Raw genomic sequence first — 20,020 nt, 5'->3', positions numbered from 1 at the left:
CGGGCCGTGTGGGGCTTCCTTGCCCGACGGCTGCCGCACCTCAGCCAGGCCGACGCGACCCGGCAGAGCGTTCCGGCTAGGCTCACACCTGTGACGTGGCTGCGGGCCCTCGGTGAGGTCGTGCGATCCGGGCTCACGATCGAGGAGACGCGGCTGGAGCCCCTGCTCGCGCTGCGCACGGCCGCTGGGGTGGCGATGGTCGTCGGGCCGGCTCTGTGGCTGGGCTCTCCTGCGTACGCCGCGTCCGCCGCCCTCGGTGCCTACTCCGCGGGTGGGGCCACCTTCCAGCGCACCTGGCGTCCACGCAAGGTGATCGCGCTCGGCGCGGGCGCGGGTCTGGCGATCAGTACCTTCGTGGGCTACCTGGCGGCGGGGCGACTCGTGACGTTCCTCCTCCTGTTGGCCGTATGGGCCTTTGTCGCGGGGATGGCGTGGGCCGTCGGATCGACCGCTGGGATCGTCGCGGCGACGACGGTCGGCAGCATGCTGGTGACCATCACCCTTCCCACGAGCGTCGGGCGAGCCCTGGAGCACGCCGGGGTCATCGCACTCGGGGGCGTGGCGCAGGCGGTGCTGATCTTGCTGTTCCCGATCCGCCGTTGGGGGGCGCATCGTGACGCGCTCGCCGACGCCCTGGCCGCCGTGGCGGACTACGCCCGGCGGCTGCGGCACGACCCGACCGCCCCGTTCGACCCGGAGCCGTTGATGACGGCCCGGGACGCGGCCTCCGTGACGCCGTCACAGGCCCGCACCCGTCCCCCCGTCCTCCACGGCCCCCGGGGGCTCGCCGAGCGCATTCGGCCGGTCGTCGCCGCGCTCGCCGACCCGTACGTCGGCGCCCCGGCGGAGGGCCCCGGGCGGGACCGCGCGCGGGAGTTGCTCGACGCGGCCGCCGATGTCCTGGACGCGGCCGCCCGTTCGATCCGCCGCGGCACTCCCGCCGAGGTGCCGCCCGGGAGTGCGGACGTCCTGCGCGTCGATGAGGAGCACGAGGTGCTGGAGGGGCCCGCGCGGCAGGCCGCCGAGCGGCTCGTGGAACTGCTCGGCGAGGCGTTGGAGATCGCTGGGAGCGGCGGCGCGCGCGGGAAGACGCCCACGCCGCCCGGCCCGGCGGGCGCCCAGTTCCTGGTGCGCCCGACACTGTTCCGGCTGGTCCCGGTCGTCGTCCGGGCGGTCCGCCGTGAGCTCCGCCGGGACTCGCCCGTGTTCCGGCACGCCGTCCGCCTGGCGGCGGTGGCCACGCTCGGCTATCTGATCGCCGCCCGGTTACCCCTGGGCCACGGCTACTGGGCGCCCATCGCCTCCGTGATGGTGATGCGGCCGGACTTCCACCGCACGTACGCGCGTGCGGTGGCCCGTCTCGCCGGGACCCTGGCCGGGGTCGCGCTTGCCACCGGGATGGTGCGGGCTCTGGGCCCGGACGCCCATGTGTCCGGCGCGCTGGCGGTGGTCTCGGCAGGTCTGTCGTACACGCTGATCCGTACCGGCTACGCCTACTCCCAGTGCTTCACTGCCGCGTACGTCGTCTTCCTGCTCGGCATGGGCGGCCAGGCATGGGAGCAGACGGTCCCGGAGCGGGTGGTGCTCACCCTGCTCGGCGGGGCCCTGGCCATGCTGGCGTACGTGGTGTTCCCCGCATGGGAGACGCCCCGGCTGCCGGGCCGGCTTGCGGACTGGCTCGCTGCCAACGGCCGCTATGCGGCCGCGGTGCTCCGCAGCTATGCCGAACCGACCCGGGAGCATCGCGCCGACATGCGCAGGGCACTGCTGGCGAGCAGGGAGGCACGTGCCGCCTGGCAGGGGGCATACGACCGGGCAAGGCAGGAACCGGTCCGCCCCAGGGGCCTGACGTCGCGCGAGGCGGAGGAGGCGCAGGAAGCGCTCAAGGGGTTCGGCCGGGCGGCGATGCTCATGGAGAGCCACATCCCGCGGGCCGACAGCCGTTTCGACCCCGTAGCGGAGCGGTTCGCCGAGGCCCTGGAGGCGGACACCGAGCAGGCGGCAGTCGACGTGCGCGAGCACAGAAATCCGGACTGGGGGCGCGTGGAGGAGGCGCTCCACGCGTGGGAGGGCGCCGCCGCCGGGGACCGGAGCCCGGTGGCGCGGCGTGGGGCGGAACTGCAGAAGCGGGCCTTGGAGGACCTCGCGACAGCCGTGAGCCGCACACCCCTGGAACGGGACGTCGGCTCCGCTCGCGAGGAGCAGCGGGTGCGGGCGGCCGTGGAGGCGGAAGGTGACGGGTCAGGACCCGCGCCCCGGGATGGGTGACGGCGCCGGCGACGGGGAGCGCCGCGTCTCCTGGAGCGGGAAGTAGTCTCCCGGCCGCGTCGAGCGCCGCCACACGTACGCCGCTGTCGCCATCACGAGGATCAGCCCCGCCAGGATGAGCAGTTCGATCCCCTCGACGTTCCACCGGAAGGACTTCTCCGCCTCGGCCGTCACGATGAGCACCTTGCGGATGCCGGCGATCAGGCCGACGACGAGGAACGGCTCCGCGTCGAGAGTCTGGTTTCTGATGGTGAGGCGGACGGTGTGGAGCAGTTCGGCCACGATGAACAGCACAAGGCCGTTGTCCAGGGCGGAGAGAACGACCGTCTCCTCGCGGTACGGACCTTGGATCGACCTGATGACGTCGTGGACGACCCCGACGGTCAGGAGCCCCGCGAGCAGTACGAGGAGCGCAGCGACGACGAGGTGGATGCCGTCCTCGATGAGCTGCAGGAGGCCCTGTACCCGGCCGCCCTCGATCTTCGGGAGATTGGGTCGCACAGTTTGCATGCTAGGGGTGCCCCGGCCCGCAGGCGCGTCATGCTGCCGAACGGGTGGACGGGCGGGTGGACGAGCGGATCCCTCCCAGTGGTGACAGCCTGGGGGAAGCGGCGAGACGCGACATCACCGAGACCTACCCGGCGGCAGGACGAGAGTGTATGAGTCAGCCCGACGCGGACACGAACGGCAGGAACCTGCGGTTCGTCCTGGCCGCCGACCCGGGCCTGCCCTCCGAGATCGCCCGGGGCATAGCCCCTGCCTGCCGGAGGATCTGCGGCGCCGCTGCCGGGCAACTGGCATACGGCCTCGTCCTCGATGGCGAACTGCTTGTCATGGCCGGCGACGATCTGTCGTCCGAGGCGTTGCGGCGCCGGGCCGTCGCCGGCAGGAATCCCTGGTCGCCGATTGGGACCCGCCGTGGACCCTGTGCCCGATGACCACCGACCCGGGACTGGCCCGGGACTGGCTGGAGGAGTGGACCCAGGTCCCCGGGCCGGAGGGAATCGTGGTCAAGAACCCGGCATCGCCTTACCGGCCGGGCGTCAGAGGATGGTCAAAACTGCGCCGCCGTCAGACGACCGAAGCCGTGATCGGCGCCGTGATCGAAGTCCATGGTGATTGGCTTGTTTGACATGCGCTCGGTCGGCTGAGTGAGGGAAGGATGGCTCCGCTTGATTGTCGATGATCGGCACGGAACAAGCTGGAGAGTAACCGTCCTGTCGGACGGCCTCTTGGATGTCGTAAAGGTACTCAGCGGGATAGGGCAGTACTGCTACTGCCCTATCGGCAGAAACGGCTCTATCAATTCCCACTGAGTATCACTCAGTTCGCAGCGCGTCACCGGAGCGTTCTATCAGCTCGGTGTGATCCTCGGGTCCGAAACAGACCGCATCGATCACGACTCCAGGCAGGCCCTATGGGGCAGCTATTTGTCTTGGGGGACTGGGGCAGCGTGCTACGGTTGGCGGTCGTTCCGCCGCCAGGCGGTTCCTATCGGAGGAAGAACTTGCCAGACACTCCTGAGCCGTCGCGAAAGCCGAAGAACGTGTGGGGGATGCGCGGATCAGGGATGCTACGCGGATACCGACACTCGGACACCGGTCGCGTCGAGGCTTTCAGCGACGCTGTGTTCGCGATCGCGATGACCATCCTTGTCCTTGAGCTCGGCACTCCTCCACACCGGACGGGAGAACTGGGCCGCGCCCTGATCGAGCAGTGGCCCTCCTATCTCGGCTTCGCTGCCTCGTTCAGCTACATCTCGGTCCTCTGGCTCAACCATCACCAAGCTTTCGCGCGAATCCGCGTGATGGATCGGGGTCTTCAGGCGTGCAACTTGGTGCTGCTGGGTGCGACGGTACTCCTCGCTTTCCCCACAGGAGTTGTCGCCGAAACGCTGCGCGAGAGGAGTCTGGCTGGCAGCGATGCCCGCGTGTCCGTGGCCCTGTACGCGGCGGTCGGGGCCGCGATGTGCGCGAGCTGGGTACTGCTCTACGCGCACCTGCATCGCCATCCTGCTCTGCTGCGAAAGGATGTGGAGCCGCAGTATGTTCGTTTGGGGGTGGTACGAGCGACACTCGGTGTGGTGGTCTACGCGCTTGCGGGCATTGTCGGCGCGCTCGTGCACCCCGTGATCGCGCTTACGGCCTTCTTGGTTCTCCCGGTCTTCTACTTCCTCACCAGCGAAGGCTTTTTCTTGGCAGGGGGAGGAACCAGTTCGGTGTCACCCTGATGGGTATCGACCGTGAGCATTTCCGGTGCAGGCGACTAATCAGCCACCAAGCGGGTCTCCGGCTGGAAATGAGAGCCCGAGACTCGCTGTGCACGTGTTGAAGACGCTGCGGCCGGCCGTGATCTTCGTGCCGAAGCGGCGAACTCGGCCCGTTCCCCCGCAGCCCGATGATTGCCGGGTACTTCTTCCCCCAGGCGTCCTGGAACTCCTCCAAGCGTCGGGCCGCCGCGCTCTCGGCCGCAGCGGTGGGGCTTGAGCACTTTGACAATCTTGTGTTGCGCAGGAGTTTGGACGATGCACGTTTGCACAACGGTGCGGGGCCAGACGGTCCCGACCGCGTCCGGAAGGCCCTTGGGGTCGTCGCAGACCAGCATCAGCACATCGTCCAGGGCACGGCTCTTCAGCTCGGCGAAGACCCGCAGCGAGTACTTCGCGCCCTGCTCCACGTTGAAGACGCCGTAGTCCACCGCCCTCGGGGTCAGCGTGGTGAACGAGGACTGCCGTGCGGAAGCGTGACCGATAGAGTCCGCCGCCGTGGCGGACACCGTGTAGGCGCCGGAAGGTCAGAGTGGGCGCGTGGAGCGGCGACGGATCCGTTCCTTGTCCCGCTCTGCCAGCGCGTCGGCGACGAGCAATCGCGGCAGCAGTACGGGTTCCAGAGTCATCGCCCGGAAGACGAGCGCGACGCTGACGTCGTGGTCGGGCCGGTGTAGCAACTCGATGGAGTCCTGGGCTCGGATCTTGCCGGGTTCGATCACCCGCAGGTATGCGCCCGGTCGAGCGGCCCCTGTGAACCGCTTGATCCAGTTGTCGCGCTCCAACCAACGCTGGAAAGTTGCGCACGGGAGGCGGGCGCAGGATACCTCCAGGACCACGTCAGGCCCGATCCGCCAGCGTTCACCGATCAGTGCGCCGTCCAGGTCCAGCCCGAGCGTCGTGAGGTTTTCTCCGAAGGCGCCATGCGCGAGTGGCCTGTCCAGCTCGGCGGCCCATTTGTCGAGATCCTCGCGCGCGTAAGCGTAGACGGCCTGGTCAGAGCCACCGTGTGCCTTCGTGTCGTAGGCGCGATCGCCAGCGAGGCCGACCAACCCGGTTCCTCCGGAACCGGGGTCGGCGACGGAAACGTAGCCGTCGACGGGTTGTTTGTCGATGCCGGTGAGGCGCGACTTCTTGATGGGGTTCGGGCGGGGGCGCCCGACGTTGACGGAGAGCAGCGTCTTTTCGCCGCCGACCTCGGGGGGACTGGCACCGGGCGTCATGATCTCTCCTTCATGAGTCAAGGGGGCTAACTGCTGGTGAGTCCTGCCGAGAGGACCGGTGAGTTGCGGTCGGATCGAAGGGAAGTCTCCGCCTCGGAAGAAAGGGCAAGGAGGTAGCTGTCACATACGGACTGCCCGTTGTCGTTGAAAGGTTCAAAGACCACTCCGCCAATGTCGAGTCGGATCTCTCGCTCAATCAGATGGGGCGACATGTCTTCCAGGTCTTCGAGCGAAATAGCGAGCCGATCCAGTGCCGGTACGACGAGCAGGTCACCAGGCGTGCAGCTTTCCAGCGCTGCTCGAAGGCCGGTGTGCAGACCTGGAGGGTTTTCTCGCACGAGATCCCAGTGCATGTCTCTGTCTCGGACTTGGAGGCGGCGCAGACGGGCCGACTGGTCCCGGAGATCCTGTTCCTCGTCACGGATCAGGGAGTATCCGACGCGGCGGTTGCTGATTCTCATCTCCTACCTCCGTCAGGTTTATGGCTCATTGGGTCCGGACGCCGGCGGGTCATGGCACATTCTCTGGCTGCCATGACCCGCCGGCTTTCCTTCAGTTCTTTTCCGACGGCTCCGCTGTCATGACGCCGTCGTGTCAGGCTTTGGTGATGAGGCCGAGCTGCTGGAGTACGGTGACGCCGTCGTCCAGGCCGATCTCCTCGGTGATGAGACCGTTTTCGACCTTGAGGATGGTGGTGCCGGTGAAGTGCATGGTCTTGCCAGTGCCGGCGGGCAGGGAGCCGATGGGCATGTCGTCGAAGGCGTCACCGGTCTGGGTGCCGCCGCCCTCCCATTGGCCTACTACGTAGTCGCCTTCGGCGATCAGGTCGGCGGTACCGGAGAAGGCGAGGTCGGGGAACGCCGCCCGGAACTTCGTTGCGAAAGCACGTACCTCGTCGCGTCCGCGGCAGGGGGCGTGCAGGGAGTATTCGAAGCGAATGTTCGGCGCCGCGATCTCGTCGATGACGGCCGGATTGAAGTCGGTGCCCCAGAATTCGGCGAACCAGCGACCGACGACTGCCTTGTTCTCTTCTACCGACATGATTTTGCTCCCGGATGGTTGGGGTTGGTGCCTTGTGCACGCCTTTCATCAGGTAGACGGTGGGTCCGTGTGAAACGTGAGACGCATGGGTCGGTGAATTTGGAAAATATGCCCGGAAGGACTCTCTCGAACAGCGTGTCTGTTCTGGGGCTGAACCTGCCGAGGCCGGCACATGTTCGCGTTGGGGGCAGGGAGCAGTGAAGCTTCCCCGTGATCTCGGACACGTAATGGTTATGCCGCGAGGGTGTGTTGATGCCGCTGCGTGGTCTCAGCCGGGGTGAGGTAGCCGAAGACCTTGTGCTTGCGCGGGCGGCGGCGGTTGGAGAAGGTCTCGATGATGTTGAAGACCTCGGCGCGGGCGGTGGCCCGGTCGGGGCAGATCCGGGTGCCGATCTCCTCCTTGAGTAGGGCCCAGAAACTCTCCGCGGCGGCATTGTCGAAACATGATCCTGTGCGCCCGCAGCTCTGCCGAAGCCCCAACTCCCGCGTTCGGGAGCGGAATTGGGTCGATGTGTACTCGCTGCCCGTGATCGCTGTGGATCACACAGTCCGGCTCCAGCCCACCCCGGCCATGGGCCATGTCCAGGGCGTCCACGACGAGTTCGGCGCGGTGGTGATCGGCCATGGCACAGCCGACGACCTCGCGGGTGGCCGGGTCCAGCCAGCAGGCGAGGTAGAGCCGGCCCTCCGCGGTGGGCAGATAGGTGATGTCGCCGACCAGCTTGGTGCCGGGACGCCCGGCGTGGAAATCGCGGCCGATCAGGTCCGGGGCCGGCGTCGCCTTCTTGTCCGGCCGGGTCAGCGAGCGGTGCTTGCGCCGGGTGACGCCCCGGATGTCGCGCTCGCGCATCACGCGGGCGATGCGCTTGCGGTTCACCTGCCGCCCCAGGCGCCGCAGCTCGGCGTGGATGCGCGGAACGCCGTAGGTGCGGCGGGAAGCGAGGTGCAGCGCCGCGTGGGCTCGGTAGCTACTTCGCGACCTGCCAGGGGCGCATCATCTCGTTGTCCTCGTGCTCCAGCATGTGGCAGTGCTGGACGTACGTAGCGGGGAACGCGCTGGTCCCGGGCACGGCGGTGAGGGGAGTGGGAAGGTCGAAGCGCAGGACGATACGGCTCACCATGCCCGTGTCGGCGACCACGATGTCCTTCCAGCCCGCCTCCTCTGGCATGGGCGGGACCGCGTCTCCGGTCAGGAAGCGGTCCAGGACAGGCTTGCCCATGGCGGGGCGGCCGGCGGCGACCCATGCGAGGTAGGCGGTCTGGTAGGCGGTGGTGTCGAGCCGTTGCCGGTTGAGGATCTGGAACTGGACGAGATGCACATGCATGGGGTGGCCGTCTCCGGACAGGTTGATGTACTGCCAGATCTCGGTGGTTCCGACCTTGGGGAAGTCCTCCAACGGGTCGTCGAAGAAGCGCTGGTTGATGGCCAGGTGAGTCGAGTTGCCGGCGGCGTCCTTGTTGGCGATCAGTACGAACTCCCGTTTCCGCGGCCCCGCTGTCGGCCGCAGAGCGGGGACCGGCGTGAGACGGAGCCGGTCCGGGGGCGTGGTGCGGTCCGCGCCGGACAGGGCGCGGGTGAGCCGGAGCTGCATGATCTCCGGCATCGGGGTGGGCTTGTCGTTCTGCGGGTACGGCGTGGGGGCATCGTTCATCATGGTGATCCGCCGACCGCGCGGTGTACCGGTCAGGTCCAGGATGAGGTCGATGCGTGCGGCGGGCGGCAGCCAGGCGGTGGTCAGCCGGAGCGGTGCTGCGCGCAGACCGCCGTCAGTACCGATCAGCCAGAACGGTCTGCGTGTGGTGCCGTCCTGGAACCACAGGTGGAAGAAGCGCTGGTTGGAGGCGTTGAGGAGGCGCAGCCGGTAGCGTCGCGGCTCGACTGCCAGGTAGGGGAAGGCTTTGCCGTTCACGACCGGTATTCGGCCGAAGAAGTTTGGGTTCCACTTGGGGTGGTACGGGCTTGGCCCGGTGTCCGGGTAGGAGAGCGCGCCGTCCGCGGTGAAGTCGCGGTCCTGGAGGATCAGCGGCACCTCGAAGTCGCCCCGGGGCAGGGCCAGGCTCTCTTCGAAGGCGTCCCGGATCAGGTAGAGGCCGGCCAGCCCGGCGTACACGTTGAGGCGGTTGATCGCCATCGCGTGGTCGTGGTACCAAAGTGCCGTCGCCGGCTGGCGATTGGTGTAGGCGTAGATGGCCTCGTTCGGCCCGGCGCCTTCGAGGGTGCGGTAGTCGGGGCCGTGCAGGCCGCCTGCCGTGAACCACGCCTCCGGCCCGCCGTCGGAGGCGGAGAAGTTGAACCCGCCGTGCAGGTGGGTGACGCTCCAGGTGGTCGTCGCCGTCGGGAAGTCCTGGGGCATCCGGCCGCCCGGCGGGTCGGGCGGGATACCCGGGACGTTCTTCCACAGCGTGACATCGACTGCGGACCGCAGCAGGTGCCGGTCCGGCAGTTCATTGCGGTAGCGGACCACCGCCGGGCGGTCGCGGCGGGCCACGAGCGTGGGGCCGAGATATCCAAGACCGACCAGCCTGTCGCCGGCCGACGGGTCCGATGCCCAGTAGCCCCAGGACGGGGCGGCCGGCAGGTCCCGGTGGAACCGCCACAGCCGCTGCCGTACGGTCAGCTCGTAGTAGTCCGCGCCCGGGTACACCGACCTCTGCGGCTCGGCGACGGGAAGCCTCGGCACCGCGTCGACATACTTGGCCAGCGGGGCATCGGTCGGAGGAGCATCCGGAGGCGGGGTATCCGAGCGCGCTCCGTTTCCCAGCCGGGCAGCGGCGACGCCGGCGCCCAGGACCAGGCACTCGAACTCTCTGCGCGACAGGTCCATCGGTCGGCTCCCAACTGTGAGCACCGAACACGCCTCGCCCGCGGTCTCGTCGAGACGTGGGCGGCAGGCGGCTGGGCGAGCGGGATACTTCCGTCCAGCGCACCACATGCCCGTCCGCCACGCGAGCCGAGGATTACGCCCTGCGGCAACTCCCGCAGGTCGACGGCGGTCACCGGCCGTCGGCGGCTCGGCCATCCGAGACGTCGGGCTGAAGTCGAATTGGTACTCGTCGTAGGTGGCGATCAGGTCGTGTTCCATCTGCGCTTCGCGTTTCGGCGACCTGCGCCATGAGGTCGTCGTGCTCGGCCTGGCGCTGCTGGTGCTCGTTCGAGCCGTGACCACGCCGCCGTGAAGTGGGCGGACCAGTCACGGGTGGGGCCCTGGCAGCGGCCTGCTGCCAGGGCCCCACCCCTGCCTATGCGCCGGTGTCAGCCGAGGGGGCGTGTCAGCCGAGCGCCTTCATCGATCTCCAGTCCTTGGCCAGGGCTACCTTGACCGGCGCGTTCGTGTTGGTCTTCGACGGGTAGTAGATCCGCATCTGACCGTCGGTGCCCGAACGGGCCCAGATGTCGGGGATGCCGTCGTTGTTGACGTCGGGGATACCGAGAGCCGTCGAGATGTTCACCTCGGTCCAGTTCGTTCCGTAGGAGACGTCCCCGTTGGCGGAGTTCCCGGCCAGCTTGAGCGATTCGAGGTCGACGCCGCCGGCCTTGCCGGGTTTGCCGTGGCGGACGTACATGTTGCCGTTGTCCAGGTTGCGCCACAGCAGGTCGGGCACGCTGTCGCCGTTGATGTCGGCGACGTTGACGATGTCGCGGCGGGCCCACGCGTCGACGTTCATCAGCGTGGCCGTCCGGAACGTGGCGCCGGTGTAGCCGGACAGGACCCAGAAAGCCGGGCCGGCCCGCAGGGCGAGATCGGGCAGGCCGTCGCCGTCGATGTCGCCGACCGCCTTGATCTGGGTCCAGCTGGCGGGGGCCGGGGCGTCGGCGGGGAGCAGGATTCTGATCCGTTTGCCGATGTCGAAGCTGCCGTAGCCGTCGCCGGGGTAGAGCCAGAACGTGCCGTCCGGCGTGACGGCGAAGAGGTCGGTGAGGCCGTCACCGGGGTACGCGTCCCCGTAGTGGGTGATCAGCGCGGCCTTGCCGCTGGTGGGGTTGTACCAGTGCTTGGCCGGGTGCAACTGCTTGTCCGAGGTGTACGAGGCGCCCAGGCAGTCGTTCAGCGAGCCGCCGGGCAGTCCGACGCAGTTGTACAGGTCGCCGTCGCCGTTGACCTGGAAAATGTCGGGGATGCCGTCGCCGCCCGTGTCACCGGGGCTGTCGCCCTTGTCGCCGGGCTGGACGTAGAAGGTGTAGTTGGTGACGGCGCTCTTGTTCCCGTTCGTGTCGTAGGCGTGCACCTGGAGCGAGTTGGGGCCCGAGTGCGGGGGCTTCAGGGCGGGAATGGTGGCGGTGCCCTTGGTCGCCGTCACATCGGTCCAGCCCTGGCCGTCGATGCCGTACTGGAACTTCACTGAGTCCGGAGAGGTGAAGGTGACGGCTCCAGTGCCGGGGAACTTGACGGTCGCCCAGGTCAGGCCGTCGTCGGTGGCCTCGGGGAAGGCATCGCTCTCGACGGTCGGCGGGGGCGGGGCGGAGCCGTCGACTGTGACGGTGCACCGGTTTCCGCTGGTGGGGTAGTACGCGGAGACCAGGCCGCCGGAGTCCTCCGCGCGTACGTCCCAGGAGTACACGCCCTTGTCCACCAGGGTGCTCGACGGGATGGTCAGTGTGCCCTTACCGCTGGACAGACTGGTGACGAGCGTGCCGGCCGGGGTGCTGGCGCCCGACTTCCAGAACCGGAAGCGCAGCCCCTTGAGGTTGCCGTCGGGGTCGGTGGACTTCGCCGACAGGACCAGGTTGCTCTTGCCGACCGTCGCGCCGCCCGTGGTGGTCTTGCAGGTGCTGCCGGGGGTGGAGGTGACGCTGCTGGGCACGGCCGGCTTGCGGTTGTAGACGACGGTCAGCTCCGCCGAGGTCGCCTTGAACTTCCGCCAGGTCTGGGTGTCGCCCTCGCTGGAGGCCTGCATCCCGAAGGTGATGGTGGACCAGCCGCTGTCCGCGCCCTTCTGCGCGCCCGACTTCACGTCGAACGACTCGTAGGCGTCGGGGCAGTCGCTGGACGACCAGCCGTGCGCGAACGACTGCTTCAGGACCGTGCCCGTCCAGCCCGGCTTCTTGTTCCATGTCGTCCCCGAGGAGATCGCACCGGTCAGCCCGAACTGGAACTCCCGTTCGGCGCAGGACCAGGAGTGGTTGTTGAGCACCTTGAACGCGGCCGAGGTGACCGTCGCGCCCTTCAGCGTGGTGCTGTACTTCATCCGCCAGTAGGAGCGGGCGGTGCCGCCGGTCTCGTTCTCGTGGCCCACTCGTGCGTCGGACGTGCCCGAGCTGAAGTTGGTGCCGTTCCAGAAGCTGGTGTTCGGGTACGGCTTGTAGGCCACGGTCCAGGCCTGCCAGCCCGCGTTGAGCGTCGGGTCGACGAACACCGGGAATTGGGCCTCAGGATCGCTGAGCAGTCCGGTCTCGCCGACCTTCACGTCGATTCGCGCCGTCCCCGTACCGTCTCCGGCCAGTTCCATCGGGGCCGGAGCCTGCCGGGACCCCGGCTCGATTCCGGTCAGTCCGGACAGCTTCAGTACGTCTTCCGGGGCAGCGACCGAGGTACGCGGCTCGTTCGTGCCCGCCTCCGTCTCCCCGTTCGTCCCCTCGTCGGTCTTTTCGGGCGCCTCTTCGGGCGCCTCAGGGTCACGCCCGCTGGAATCCCAGGCGAACGGCGTCGGCACGGACCCGATCTCCTTGCCGTCGGGGTCCAGCACCAGGATCCGGCTTGCCGTCGTGTCGTACCGGAAGACGGCCGTCGAGGACCGCAGTCCGTATGACATCTTCACCAGCGCCGGGTTCCGGGCGGCCTCACGGTCCTTGACGATGAGCAGTTGGGCGAAACCGCCTTCCTCCCGCGCGACCAGCAGCAGGTCGACGCCCGGCATCGCCTCGGAGTAGAGGGCGCGCGGTCCGTCGAGCACCGGCTCGGGCAACTCGCCCTGCCAGGTGTACGAGATGACGTGGCCATGGACGACCGTCTCCGCCAACACCGTTTCCCCGGGCGGGATCTGATCGTCGGTCAAGAGCGCTCTGACGTACGACCGGTTCGCGCGCGTCTTTCCGGCGATGGACGTTCCGTCGGCGAACCGCACCGGTACGGCCGGGTTGACCGGGCGGATCCCCAGGCCGTCGGTGGCGCCGGCGGTGCGGCGCAGGCGGTTGTCGATCGGCGCCCACCGCCCCTCTGCGTTTTTCGCGCGCCGGGGGAGTGCGGCCATCTGCGTGCGCAGTTGGCCGTCCGGCTGGACCCAGGTCATGGCGGTGGCGGTGGTGGCCGTGTCGACGACGACCGCCTTGCCGGTGCGCCGGGCGTCGGCCGCCGCGGCGGCCTCGTCGCGGGGAGCAGTCGCCGTCCTGCGGAGGTCATGTGCCTTGCGGGCTTGGGGTGGTGACGGCTCGTCGGCCTGCCACCAGGGCAGCAGGGCAGCGGTCAGGGCGGCCAGAACCAGGCCGAGACTGAGTGTCAGCCGGGTGCGTGTGCGCACGAAGGGGCTGAGAAGGCGGGGCGGCGCGGACACGGCGGTCTACTCCCGGGTGAACCAGGCGGATGAAGGCACGGGCGCGGAAACGATCACACGACTCACACAGTGTGTCCATAGGTAAAGAATTTATGAATCTGTGACGGAGGCTTGGTGTGCTCTTGGTCGCCCATCGCAAATGTCGGATTCCGGTGATCTTGGTCGGTGGATGTGTGGCGCTAGTGATGATTCTCGGTTGGTCTGAACTATTGGACCGTCGAGAGGTGATGTGGCCGTGATTCTCCCGTGAGTGGCATCACAGAGCGTGGTCCGTGCTTCACACAATGCCCTTGAAACCTGCGGCGCTCATGACAGAAGGTGCGGACCGCCTCTGTTGTTTTTTGCATCGCCTGGGTGGGGTCGTCGCGTATGCGTGTTCAAGGTCCACTGTCCTGGCTGGGTCGAAGAGGCCTGGTCAGGACGGAATCACAACGACGGCGCCGGCGGCATGCCCGCATGGCGACCGTCCTTCTGCTGTCCATGACGCTGACCGTCACCTGCCTGGGCGGCAGCGCGTTCGCGGTGCCCGGTCCCGGCATGAGCCGGTCGGTCGAGCTGCCCGAACTGCCGGAGAACACCTCGGTCGACGGTGACGAGGAGGCCGACAAGAGCCTCACCACCGCGCCCGAGGTCCCGGTCGACCCGTACACGCCGACCGCCGTCACGCCGTGGACGGAGGACAGCGGCGTCGCGACGCTGACGAAGGACACCGCGCCCGGCTCCACCGTCCCGGTCGACGACCTGCCGATCGCGGTCGGCGTGCCCGAAGGCACCGACCCGGCCGCTCTCGCGGGCGACTGGAAGGTCGACCTGGCGCCGCCGGCCACGTCCCAGGACGCCGGCGTCTCCGGAATGATCATGCGGGTCACCCCGCCCGCCTCCGCCGATCCGGCCGCCCAGGTCGCGCTCGCCGTCGACACCACGGCCTTCGCCGACCTCTACGGGCCCCAGGCCGCCGACCGCTTCGGCCTGATGCTGCTGCCCGACTGCGTACTGGACGCCCCCGACACCGGCGACTGCGCCGCCGAGGGCACCACGACCATGTCCGGCAAGGCCGAGGAGAAGGCCGAGCGGCTGAGCAGCTCGGTCGAGGTGGTCCCGGCCGCCGAGGCGCCGACCCGTACCGCCGCCGCCAAGAAGTCGCCGACCCGCAAGGTCCTCTCGGGCTCGGTGCCGGTCGCCGGACTGCTGTCCGGTGACGCGGGCGCGTCCGCCTCCGGTGCTTCCGCCCGTAAGGCGTCCACCGCCACCTCCGTCCTCCCGGCCGTCGACGCCTCCGGCCCCCAGGTGGTCGGCGCCCTCGACACCGGCTCCTCCGCCTCCGGCGACTACACCGCCACCCCGCTGCTCTCCTCGGGTGCCTGGTCGGCGGGTTCGTCTTCCGGCGCCTTCACTTACGGCTACCAGGCGCAGGTCCCGGAGTCCGCGGGCGGTCTGACGCCGAAGGTCAACCTCAGTTACTCCTCCCAGTCGGTGGACGGCCGCACCTCAGCGGCCAACAACCAGGCTTCCTGGATCGGCGACGGCTGGGACTACAACCCGGGCTCGATTACCCGTACGTACGCGTCGTGCCGTGAGGACTCCAAGAAGTCCGGCTCGAACAACGCCACCCACCGCACCGCGGACCTGTGCTGGGGCTCGAACAACGCCACCCTCTCCCTCGGCGGCACGACCACCGAGCTGGTGTGGGACGACGGCAAGTGGACCACCGCCAACGGCGACGGCGCCAAGATCGAGCAGATCAAGGACGACAGCACCGGCAACGGCGCCAAGGACGGCGAGTACTGGCGCGTCACCACCCGGGACGGCGTCAGGTACCACTTCGGCAAGCACAAGCTCCCGGGCTGGTCGTCCGGCCAGCCCGTCACCGACTCGGTGCTGACCGTGCCGGTGTACGGCAACCACTCCGGCGAGGACTGCTACAAGGCGGGCGACTGGGCCGGCTCCTGGTGCACCCAGGCATGGCGCTGGAACCTCGACTACGTCGAGGACGTCCACGGCAACGCGATGTCCCTGTGGTGGAACAAGGAAGAGAACTACTACGCCCGCAACTTCAACTTCAAGGCCCCCGTCCGCTACGACCGCGGCGGCTGGCTCGGCCACATCGACTACGGCCAACGCAACGTCAAGGGCAGTGTCTTCACCTCCCCGGCCACGGCACGCGTCGGCTTCACGGTCGCCGAGCGCTGCCTCGCCGAGGGCGCGCTGACCTGCTCGGACGACAATTTCGCCGACAAGGACCCGGGCAAGTACCGCATCTGGTACGACACCCCCGCCGACCTGCGCTGCCAGGCGGGCAAGAAGTGCTGGAACGCCGGACCGTCGTTCTGGACCCGCAAGCGGCTGACCACCATCACCACCTCGGCCCAGCGCCTCACCACCACCGACGCCCGCCAGGTGGTCGACAAGTACGCCCTGCGGCAGAGCTTCCCGGTCCTGAAGACCGGTGCCAACACGGCCCTGTGGCTGGAGTCGATCCAACGCACGGGCTACGCCCGGAAGGGCTCGACCGACGACAGCATCCCCCTGAACCCGGTGCGCTTCGAGTCCAACGCCGAGGACATGCCGAACCGCGTGAAGAACGACGCGCGTCCCGGCTTCTCCCGGCTGCGGATCGCGCGCGTCATCAACGAGTACGGCGGCGAGACCGTCGTCACGTACAAGCGGCCCGAAGGGGCGTGCGCCTCGGGCACCGGTCTGCCCGGCAAGAAGGACACCGCGGCGCTGAAGGCCAACGACCGGCTGTGCTACCCGTCGTACTGGAACCCCGACCCCGAGGTCGAGGACATCGACTGGTTCCACAAGTACGTGGTGGACACCATTGAGGAACTGCCCAACGTCGACGGCGCGTTCGCGACGCAGACGGCGTACGGCTACAAGAACGCGGGCTGGAAGCTGGCCGAGGCCGAGTTCACCAAGAAGTCCACCCGCACGTACTCCCAGTTCGCGGGCTTCGAGCAGACCACCGTCATCACGGGCGCGGACGAGACGTCGATCGGCAGCAAGAAATCCAAGTCCGTCACCCGCTACTTCCGCGGCATGGGTGACACGGTCCCGGTCAACGACATCACCGGCGCCGAGATCGCCAAGGACCGGGAGCCCTTCGCCGGCCGAATCGCCGAGGAACTGTCGTATGCAAGCGCCTCCGACGCGGACACCGACTGGCTCTCGCGCAGTGTCACCGTCCCCGAAGCCACCGAACTGGCCAAACGCGACCGCGACGACGGCCTGAGCCCGCTGCGTGCCTGGCGGGTCACCGAGCCCGAGGAGGTCGCGTACACACGTTCCTCCGGCACCGGCGACGACACCCGCACCGAGCGGGTCGTCAGGAGCAAGACGGCCTACGAGACGACGTACGGACTGCCCACCCAGGTCGAGTCCCTCGGCGACACCGGCAAGAGCGGCGACGAGTCCTGCACCAGGCTGGAGTACCTCCACCAGGACGCCAGGAACCTCATCGGCCTCACCAAACAGGTCCTGGTCTCCCCGACCACCTGCGCCGCCGCCGACTTCGCCGACCTGTCCACACTGAGCGGCGCGACGCGCACCGCCTACGACAGCCAGGGCTACGGCACCGCCCTCGCCGCCGGCGCCCTCGGCGAGGCCACTCAGACGTGGTCCCTGAACGGCGAGGGCACCGGCTTCCAGACCGACGGCCGCAGCGAGTTCGACGAGGTCGGCCGCGTCATCAAGCAGTACGACCCGGACGGCAACGTCGGCACGATCAGCTACGACCCGCCCACCGGGCAGGTCTTCACGGTCACAGAGACCAACGCGGCGGGGCACTCCCAGATTCAGGAACTGGAGCCGGGCCGCTCGACGACACTCCGGACCACGGACGCCAACGGCCAGGTCAGCGAGGCGAAGTACGACCCGCTGGGCCGCATGTCCGAGGCGTGGGGAGCGGGGCGTACCCCGTCCTCCTCGCCCGTCCCGGACTTCCGCGCGACCTACACCATCCCGCTCTACGACGAGAACAACCCCGACCGCAAGCCCCCGTACGTCACCACCTACGCCCGCGGTCACGAGGACCGGATCGAGACGTCTGTCACCCTCTACGACGGTCTCGGCCGCGAGCGGCAGACACAGGAGGAGGCCGACGGCGGCGGTCATCTGATCACCGACACCCTCTACAACTCCTCGGGTGAGGTCTGGCAGACCAACAACGCCTACCTCACCCACGAGGCGAAGCTCGGTGAGCTGTTCACCCCGCTCGCCGACACCGCCGTACCCAACATCACGCGCTACACCTACGACGGCCTCGGCCGGGTCCTGGCCGAGACCCCGGTCCTCAAGGTCCCGGACCCGCTGACCGGCGAGGCCACCTCACAGCCGGTCCAGGAGCGGGCCACCCGCTACGAGTACGGCCAGGACTGGTCGAAGGTCGTCAATCCGGCCGGCACCTCCGACTACCGCGTCTACACCGACGCCCTCGGCCGCACCTCCCGCGTCGACACCTTCAACCCGCAGGCCCCGGACGGCTTCACCTCGACGCGGTACGCGTACGACAAGCACGGCCGCATGGAAAGGGCCACCAGTTCGGCCCAGCCCCAGCACCCGTGGAGCTGGACGTACGACCACCGCGGACGCCAGCTCACCGCGACCGACCCGGACACGGGTACCACGAGGACCACGTACGACGACCGTGACCGCGTCCGGACCACCAAGAACGCCCGGAACGTCACCGTCTGGAACAACTACGACCTGCTGTCCCGGCCCACCGAGCAGCGTCTCGACGGCTCGGACGGAAAGCTGCTGGCCGCCTTCGCCTACGACAGCGCGCCCGGCGGCAAGGGCATGCCGTACACCGCGACCCGCTACACGGACGGCGAGGCGTACACCCAGAAGGTCGACGGCTACACCAAGGACTACCAGCCGACCTCGACCACCCTCACCCTCCCGGACTCGCTGAAGACCGACTGGGGCCTGGACACGTCGTACACCTACGGCTACTCCTACACCGACACCGGCATGCTCCAGGAAGCGACGCTGCCGAAGGCCGGCCGCTTCGACTCCGAGAAGCTCGTCGTCCGCTACAACGAGGACGGCAAGCCGCTCTCCATCTCCGGCAAGGACTGGTACGGGTCCGAGACGATCTATGACGCGTACGGCCAGGTCCTGCGCTCCACTCTCGGCGCGCAGCCGTACCGGGTGTGGACGCAGGCGACGTACGACGAGTCCGGCGGTGAACTGACCGAGCAGTCGGTCTACCGCGAGCAGACCGGCGACCAGAGCGTCGTCACCGGCAACCTCGTCTCCAAGCGGGCGTACACCTACGACCCGTCCGGCAATGTCACCTCGATCCGCGAGCACTCCACCGGCATCGCCGAGCGCCAGTGCTTCTCCTACGACCCGCTCGGCCAGCTCACGACGGCCTGGACGGCCAAGGAGCAGACCGCCTGCACCGCCCCGAAGAACAGCGACGGATCGCTGAACGTGGCGGCGGGCAAGGACAACTCCGGCTACTGGCAGGAGTACGAGTACGACCTGGTCGGCAACCGCAAGAAGCTGACCGAGAAGGACCTGACCGGCGCGACGGCGAAGGACGCGGTCACCTCGTACGCGTACGGCAAGGAGGGCGGCACCCAGCCGCACACCCTGACCAAGGTCTCGAAGACCTACACCACCCCGGCGGGCGCCCAGGTCAAGGCCGAGGCGGAGCGCCTGTACGAGCTCACGGGCGAGACCAAGTCCATCACCTCGTCCGAGAACGGCGACAAGCAGGAACTGTCCTGGACCTACGACGGTCAGGTCGAGCGCATCACCGGCCAGGGCACGGGCGGCAAGACCCCGTACGTCGGCCTGGCGGACAAGTGCCTGGACCTGAAGGGCGGCCTGCCGGTTGCCGCGCAGGTCATCCACCTCTACGCCTGCAACGCGACCCCGGGCCAGACCTGGCGGTTCACTCCCACTCCGGGGACCGCCCAGAACGACCCGGACCGGGGCACGCTCGGTGTCTATGACGACTGGTGCCTCCAGCCGGCCGGTAACACGGCCGGGTCGCCGGCGCAGCTCCAGAAGTGCGACGGCAGCCCGGCGCAGGAGCTGAAGCGGACGGCGTCCGGGCAGCTCACCCATGTCACGTCGGGTCTGTGCCTGGTGGTCAAGGACGCCGGCTCGGCGAACTCGACCCCTGTCGTCCTGGCCGCCTGCGCCACCGGCAAGGCCGAACAGCAGTGGCTGCCGCAGAACGACACCCGGTACATCTACGGCCCCGACGGCTCCCGACTGCTCACCATCAAGGGCAAGCAGGCCACGCTCTCCCTCGGCGACACCGAGGTCACCACCGCGCGGGGCGGCGCGCTGATCAGTACGCAACGCACGTACTCCGCACCCGGTGGCGCAGTCATGCGTTACGGATACGGGCAGGGCACCGACGAGCAACTGGTGGCGCTCGCGGGTGACCATCAGGGCAGCACCTACGCCGAAGTCGCACTGAACAGCACGAACTCGGTCCGCATCCGCAAGCAGGATCCGTTCGGCAACCAGCGCGGCACGAGCGCGGTCGGCGTCAACTTCCAGTCACACACAGGTTTCCTGGGCGCCACACGCGACGACTCCTCAGGCTTCCAGCCTCTGGGAGCACGGCTCTACGACCCGTTGGTGGGCCGCTTCTTGTCGGCGGATCTGGTCTTGGACTTGAACGATGTCCTTCAGTCCAATGGTTATGCCTACGCGCACAACAACCCTGTCACGATGTCCGATCCGACGGGTCTGGCGATTTCCCTGACGG

Annotated in this window: 13 protein-coding genes and 1 pseudogene; 5 read left to right on the top strand and 9 right to left on the bottom strand. The window is 68.5% G+C overall.

What is annotated here, in order from left to right; translation table 11 throughout:
* The first annotated feature begins 90 nt into the window (after positions 1 to 90).
* A complete protein-coding gene (locus PV679_RS32815; protein WP_319684524.1) occupies positions 91 to 2,268 on the top strand; it encodes an FUSC family protein in 2,178 nt (725 codons plus the stop codon).
* Here PV679_RS32815 and PV679_RS32810 read toward each other — a convergent pair.
* Complete coding sequence (locus tag PV679_RS32810) at positions 2,242 to 2,778, bottom strand: phosphate-starvation-inducible PsiE family protein (RefSeq protein ID WP_319684522.1); 537 nt, start codon at positions 2,776 to 2,778, stop codon at positions 2,242 to 2,244. The genes PV679_RS32815 and PV679_RS32810 overlap by 27 nt on opposite strands.
* Positions 2,779 to 2,927: 149 nt before the next feature.
* Here PV679_RS32810 and PV679_RS32805 point away from each other — a divergent pair, with 149 nt between their 5' ends.
* From PV679_RS32805 to PV679_RS32795, 3 genes are all read left to right on the top strand, one after another.
* Entirely contained in the window at positions 2,928 to 3,206 is a 279-nt protein-coding gene (locus PV679_RS32805; RefSeq protein WP_319684521.1) for a hypothetical protein, read from the top strand.
* Positions 3,203 to 3,400, top strand: a complete 198-nt coding sequence (locus PV679_RS32800) for a hypothetical protein (protein ID WP_319684520.1) — start codon at positions 3,203 to 3,205, stop codon at positions 3,398 to 3,400. Before PV679_RS32805 ends, PV679_RS32800 begins: the two co-directional genes overlap by 4 nt.
* 423 nt (positions 3,401 to 3,823) lie before the next feature.
* The gene (locus PV679_RS32795; RefSeq protein WP_319684545.1) at positions 3,824 to 4,498 is read left to right on the top strand and encodes a TMEM175 family protein; all 675 of its coding nucleotides are present in this window, start codon (positions 3,824 to 3,826) and stop codon (positions 4,496 to 4,498) included.
* A 35-nt stretch (positions 4,499 to 4,533) separates the two neighbouring features.
* On the opposite strand, the gene PV679_RS36285 is transcribed toward PV679_RS32795, so the two are convergent.
* The 8 genes and pseudogenes from PV679_RS36285 to PV679_RS32760 all read right to left on the bottom strand — a co-directional run bounded on the left by PV679_RS36285 (position 4,534) and on the right by PV679_RS32760 (position 13,287).
* Positions 4,534 to 4,872 (bottom strand): hypothetical protein, encoded by a 339-nt coding sequence (locus PV679_RS36285; RefSeq protein WP_416069853.1) that lies wholly within the window; start codon positions 4,870 to 4,872, stop codon positions 4,534 to 4,536.
* A gap of 189 nt (positions 4,873 to 5,061) precedes the next feature.
* Positions 5,062 to 5,757 carry an MOSC domain-containing protein gene (locus tag PV679_RS32785; protein ID WP_319684518.1) on the bottom strand — a complete coding sequence of 232 codons (696 nt, stop codon included), beginning with the start codon at positions 5,755 to 5,757 and terminating at the stop codon, positions 5,062 to 5,064.
* A gap of 26 nt (positions 5,758 to 5,783) precedes the next feature.
* Positions 5,784 to 6,218, bottom strand: a complete 435-nt coding sequence (locus PV679_RS32780) for a recombinase family protein (RefSeq protein WP_319684517.1) — start codon at positions 6,216 to 6,218, stop codon at positions 5,784 to 5,786.
* 133 nt (positions 6,219 to 6,351) lie between these two features.
* Positions 6,352 to 6,798 carry an ester cyclase gene (locus tag PV679_RS32775; protein ID WP_319684516.1) on the bottom strand — a complete coding sequence of 149 codons (447 nt, stop codon included), beginning with the start codon at positions 6,796 to 6,798 and terminating at the stop codon, positions 6,352 to 6,354.
* 231 nt (positions 6,799 to 7,029) lie between these two features.
* On the bottom strand, positions 7,030 to 7,278 hold the full coding sequence (locus PV679_RS36280) for an integrase core domain-containing protein (protein WP_416069852.1): 249 nt from the start codon (positions 7,276 to 7,278) through the stop codon (positions 7,030 to 7,032).
* 52 nt (positions 7,279 to 7,330) lie between these two features.
* Positions 7,331 to 7,747 (bottom strand): annotated as a pseudogene (locus PV679_RS36275) (IS3 family transposase); the annotation flags it as partial.
* Positions 7,748 to 7,766: 19 nt separating this feature from the next.
* The gene (locus tag PV679_RS32765; RefSeq protein WP_319684514.1) at positions 7,767 to 9,623 is read right to left on the bottom strand and encodes a multicopper oxidase; all 1,857 of its coding nucleotides are present in this window, start codon (positions 9,621 to 9,623) and stop codon (positions 7,767 to 7,769) included.
* 445 nt (positions 9,624 to 10,068) lie between these two features.
* The gene (locus PV679_RS32760; protein WP_319684513.1) at positions 10,069 to 13,287 is read right to left on the bottom strand and encodes an FG-GAP-like repeat-containing protein; all 3,219 of its coding nucleotides are present in this window, start codon (positions 13,285 to 13,287) and stop codon (positions 10,069 to 10,071) included.
* Positions 13,288 to 13,743: 456 nt separating this feature from the next.
* Between PV679_RS32760 and PV679_RS32755 the strand changes: the two genes are divergently transcribed.
* Positions 13,744 to 20,020 (top strand): ricin-type beta-trefoil lectin domain protein (locus PV679_RS32755; protein WP_319684512.1); only part of this gene is annotated, 6,277 nt, incomplete at its 3' end.

This window comes from Streptomyces sp. AK02-01A, assembly GCF_033795305.1.
GTDB lineage: Bacteria > Actinomycetota > Actinomycetes > Streptomycetales > Streptomycetaceae > Streptomyces.
Note: the sequence above shows the minus strand (reverse complement) of the source record. Positions and strands in the feature narration are given on the sequence as shown.

Coding starts and splice junctions, on each gene's coding strand:
- PV679_RS32780 (WP_319684517.1), bottom strand. CDS start 6,218: ATGAGAATCAGCAACCGCCGCGTCGGATACTCCCTGATCCGTGACGAG.
- PV679_RS32785 (WP_319684518.1), bottom strand. CDS start 5,757: ATGACGCCCGGTGCCAGTCCCCCCGAGGTCGGCGGCGAAAAGACGCTG.
- PV679_RS36285 (WP_416069853.1), bottom strand. CDS start 4,872: ATGCTGGTCTGCGACGACCCCAAGGGCCTTCCGGACGCGGTCGGGACC.
- PV679_RS32810 (WP_319684522.1), bottom strand. CDS start 2,778: ATGCAAACTGTGCGACCCAATCTCCCGAAGATCGAGGGCGGCCGGGTA.
- PV679_RS32800 (WP_319684520.1), top strand. CDS start 3,203: ATGACCACCGACCCGGGACTGGCCCGGGACTGGCTGGAGGAGTGGACC.
- PV679_RS32805 (WP_319684521.1), top strand. CDS start 2,928: ATGAGTCAGCCCGACGCGGACACGAACGGCAGGAACCTGCGGTTCGTC.
- PV679_RS32765 (WP_319684514.1), bottom strand. CDS start 9,623: ATGGACCTGTCGCGCAGAGAGTTCGAGTGCCTGGTCCTGGGCGCCGGC.
- PV679_RS32775 (WP_319684516.1), bottom strand. CDS start 6,798: ATGTCGGTAGAAGAGAACAAGGCAGTCGTCGGTCGCTGGTTCGCCGAA.
- PV679_RS32795 (WP_319684545.1), top strand. CDS start 3,824: ATGCGCGGATCAGGGATGCTACGCGGATACCGACACTCGGACACCGGT.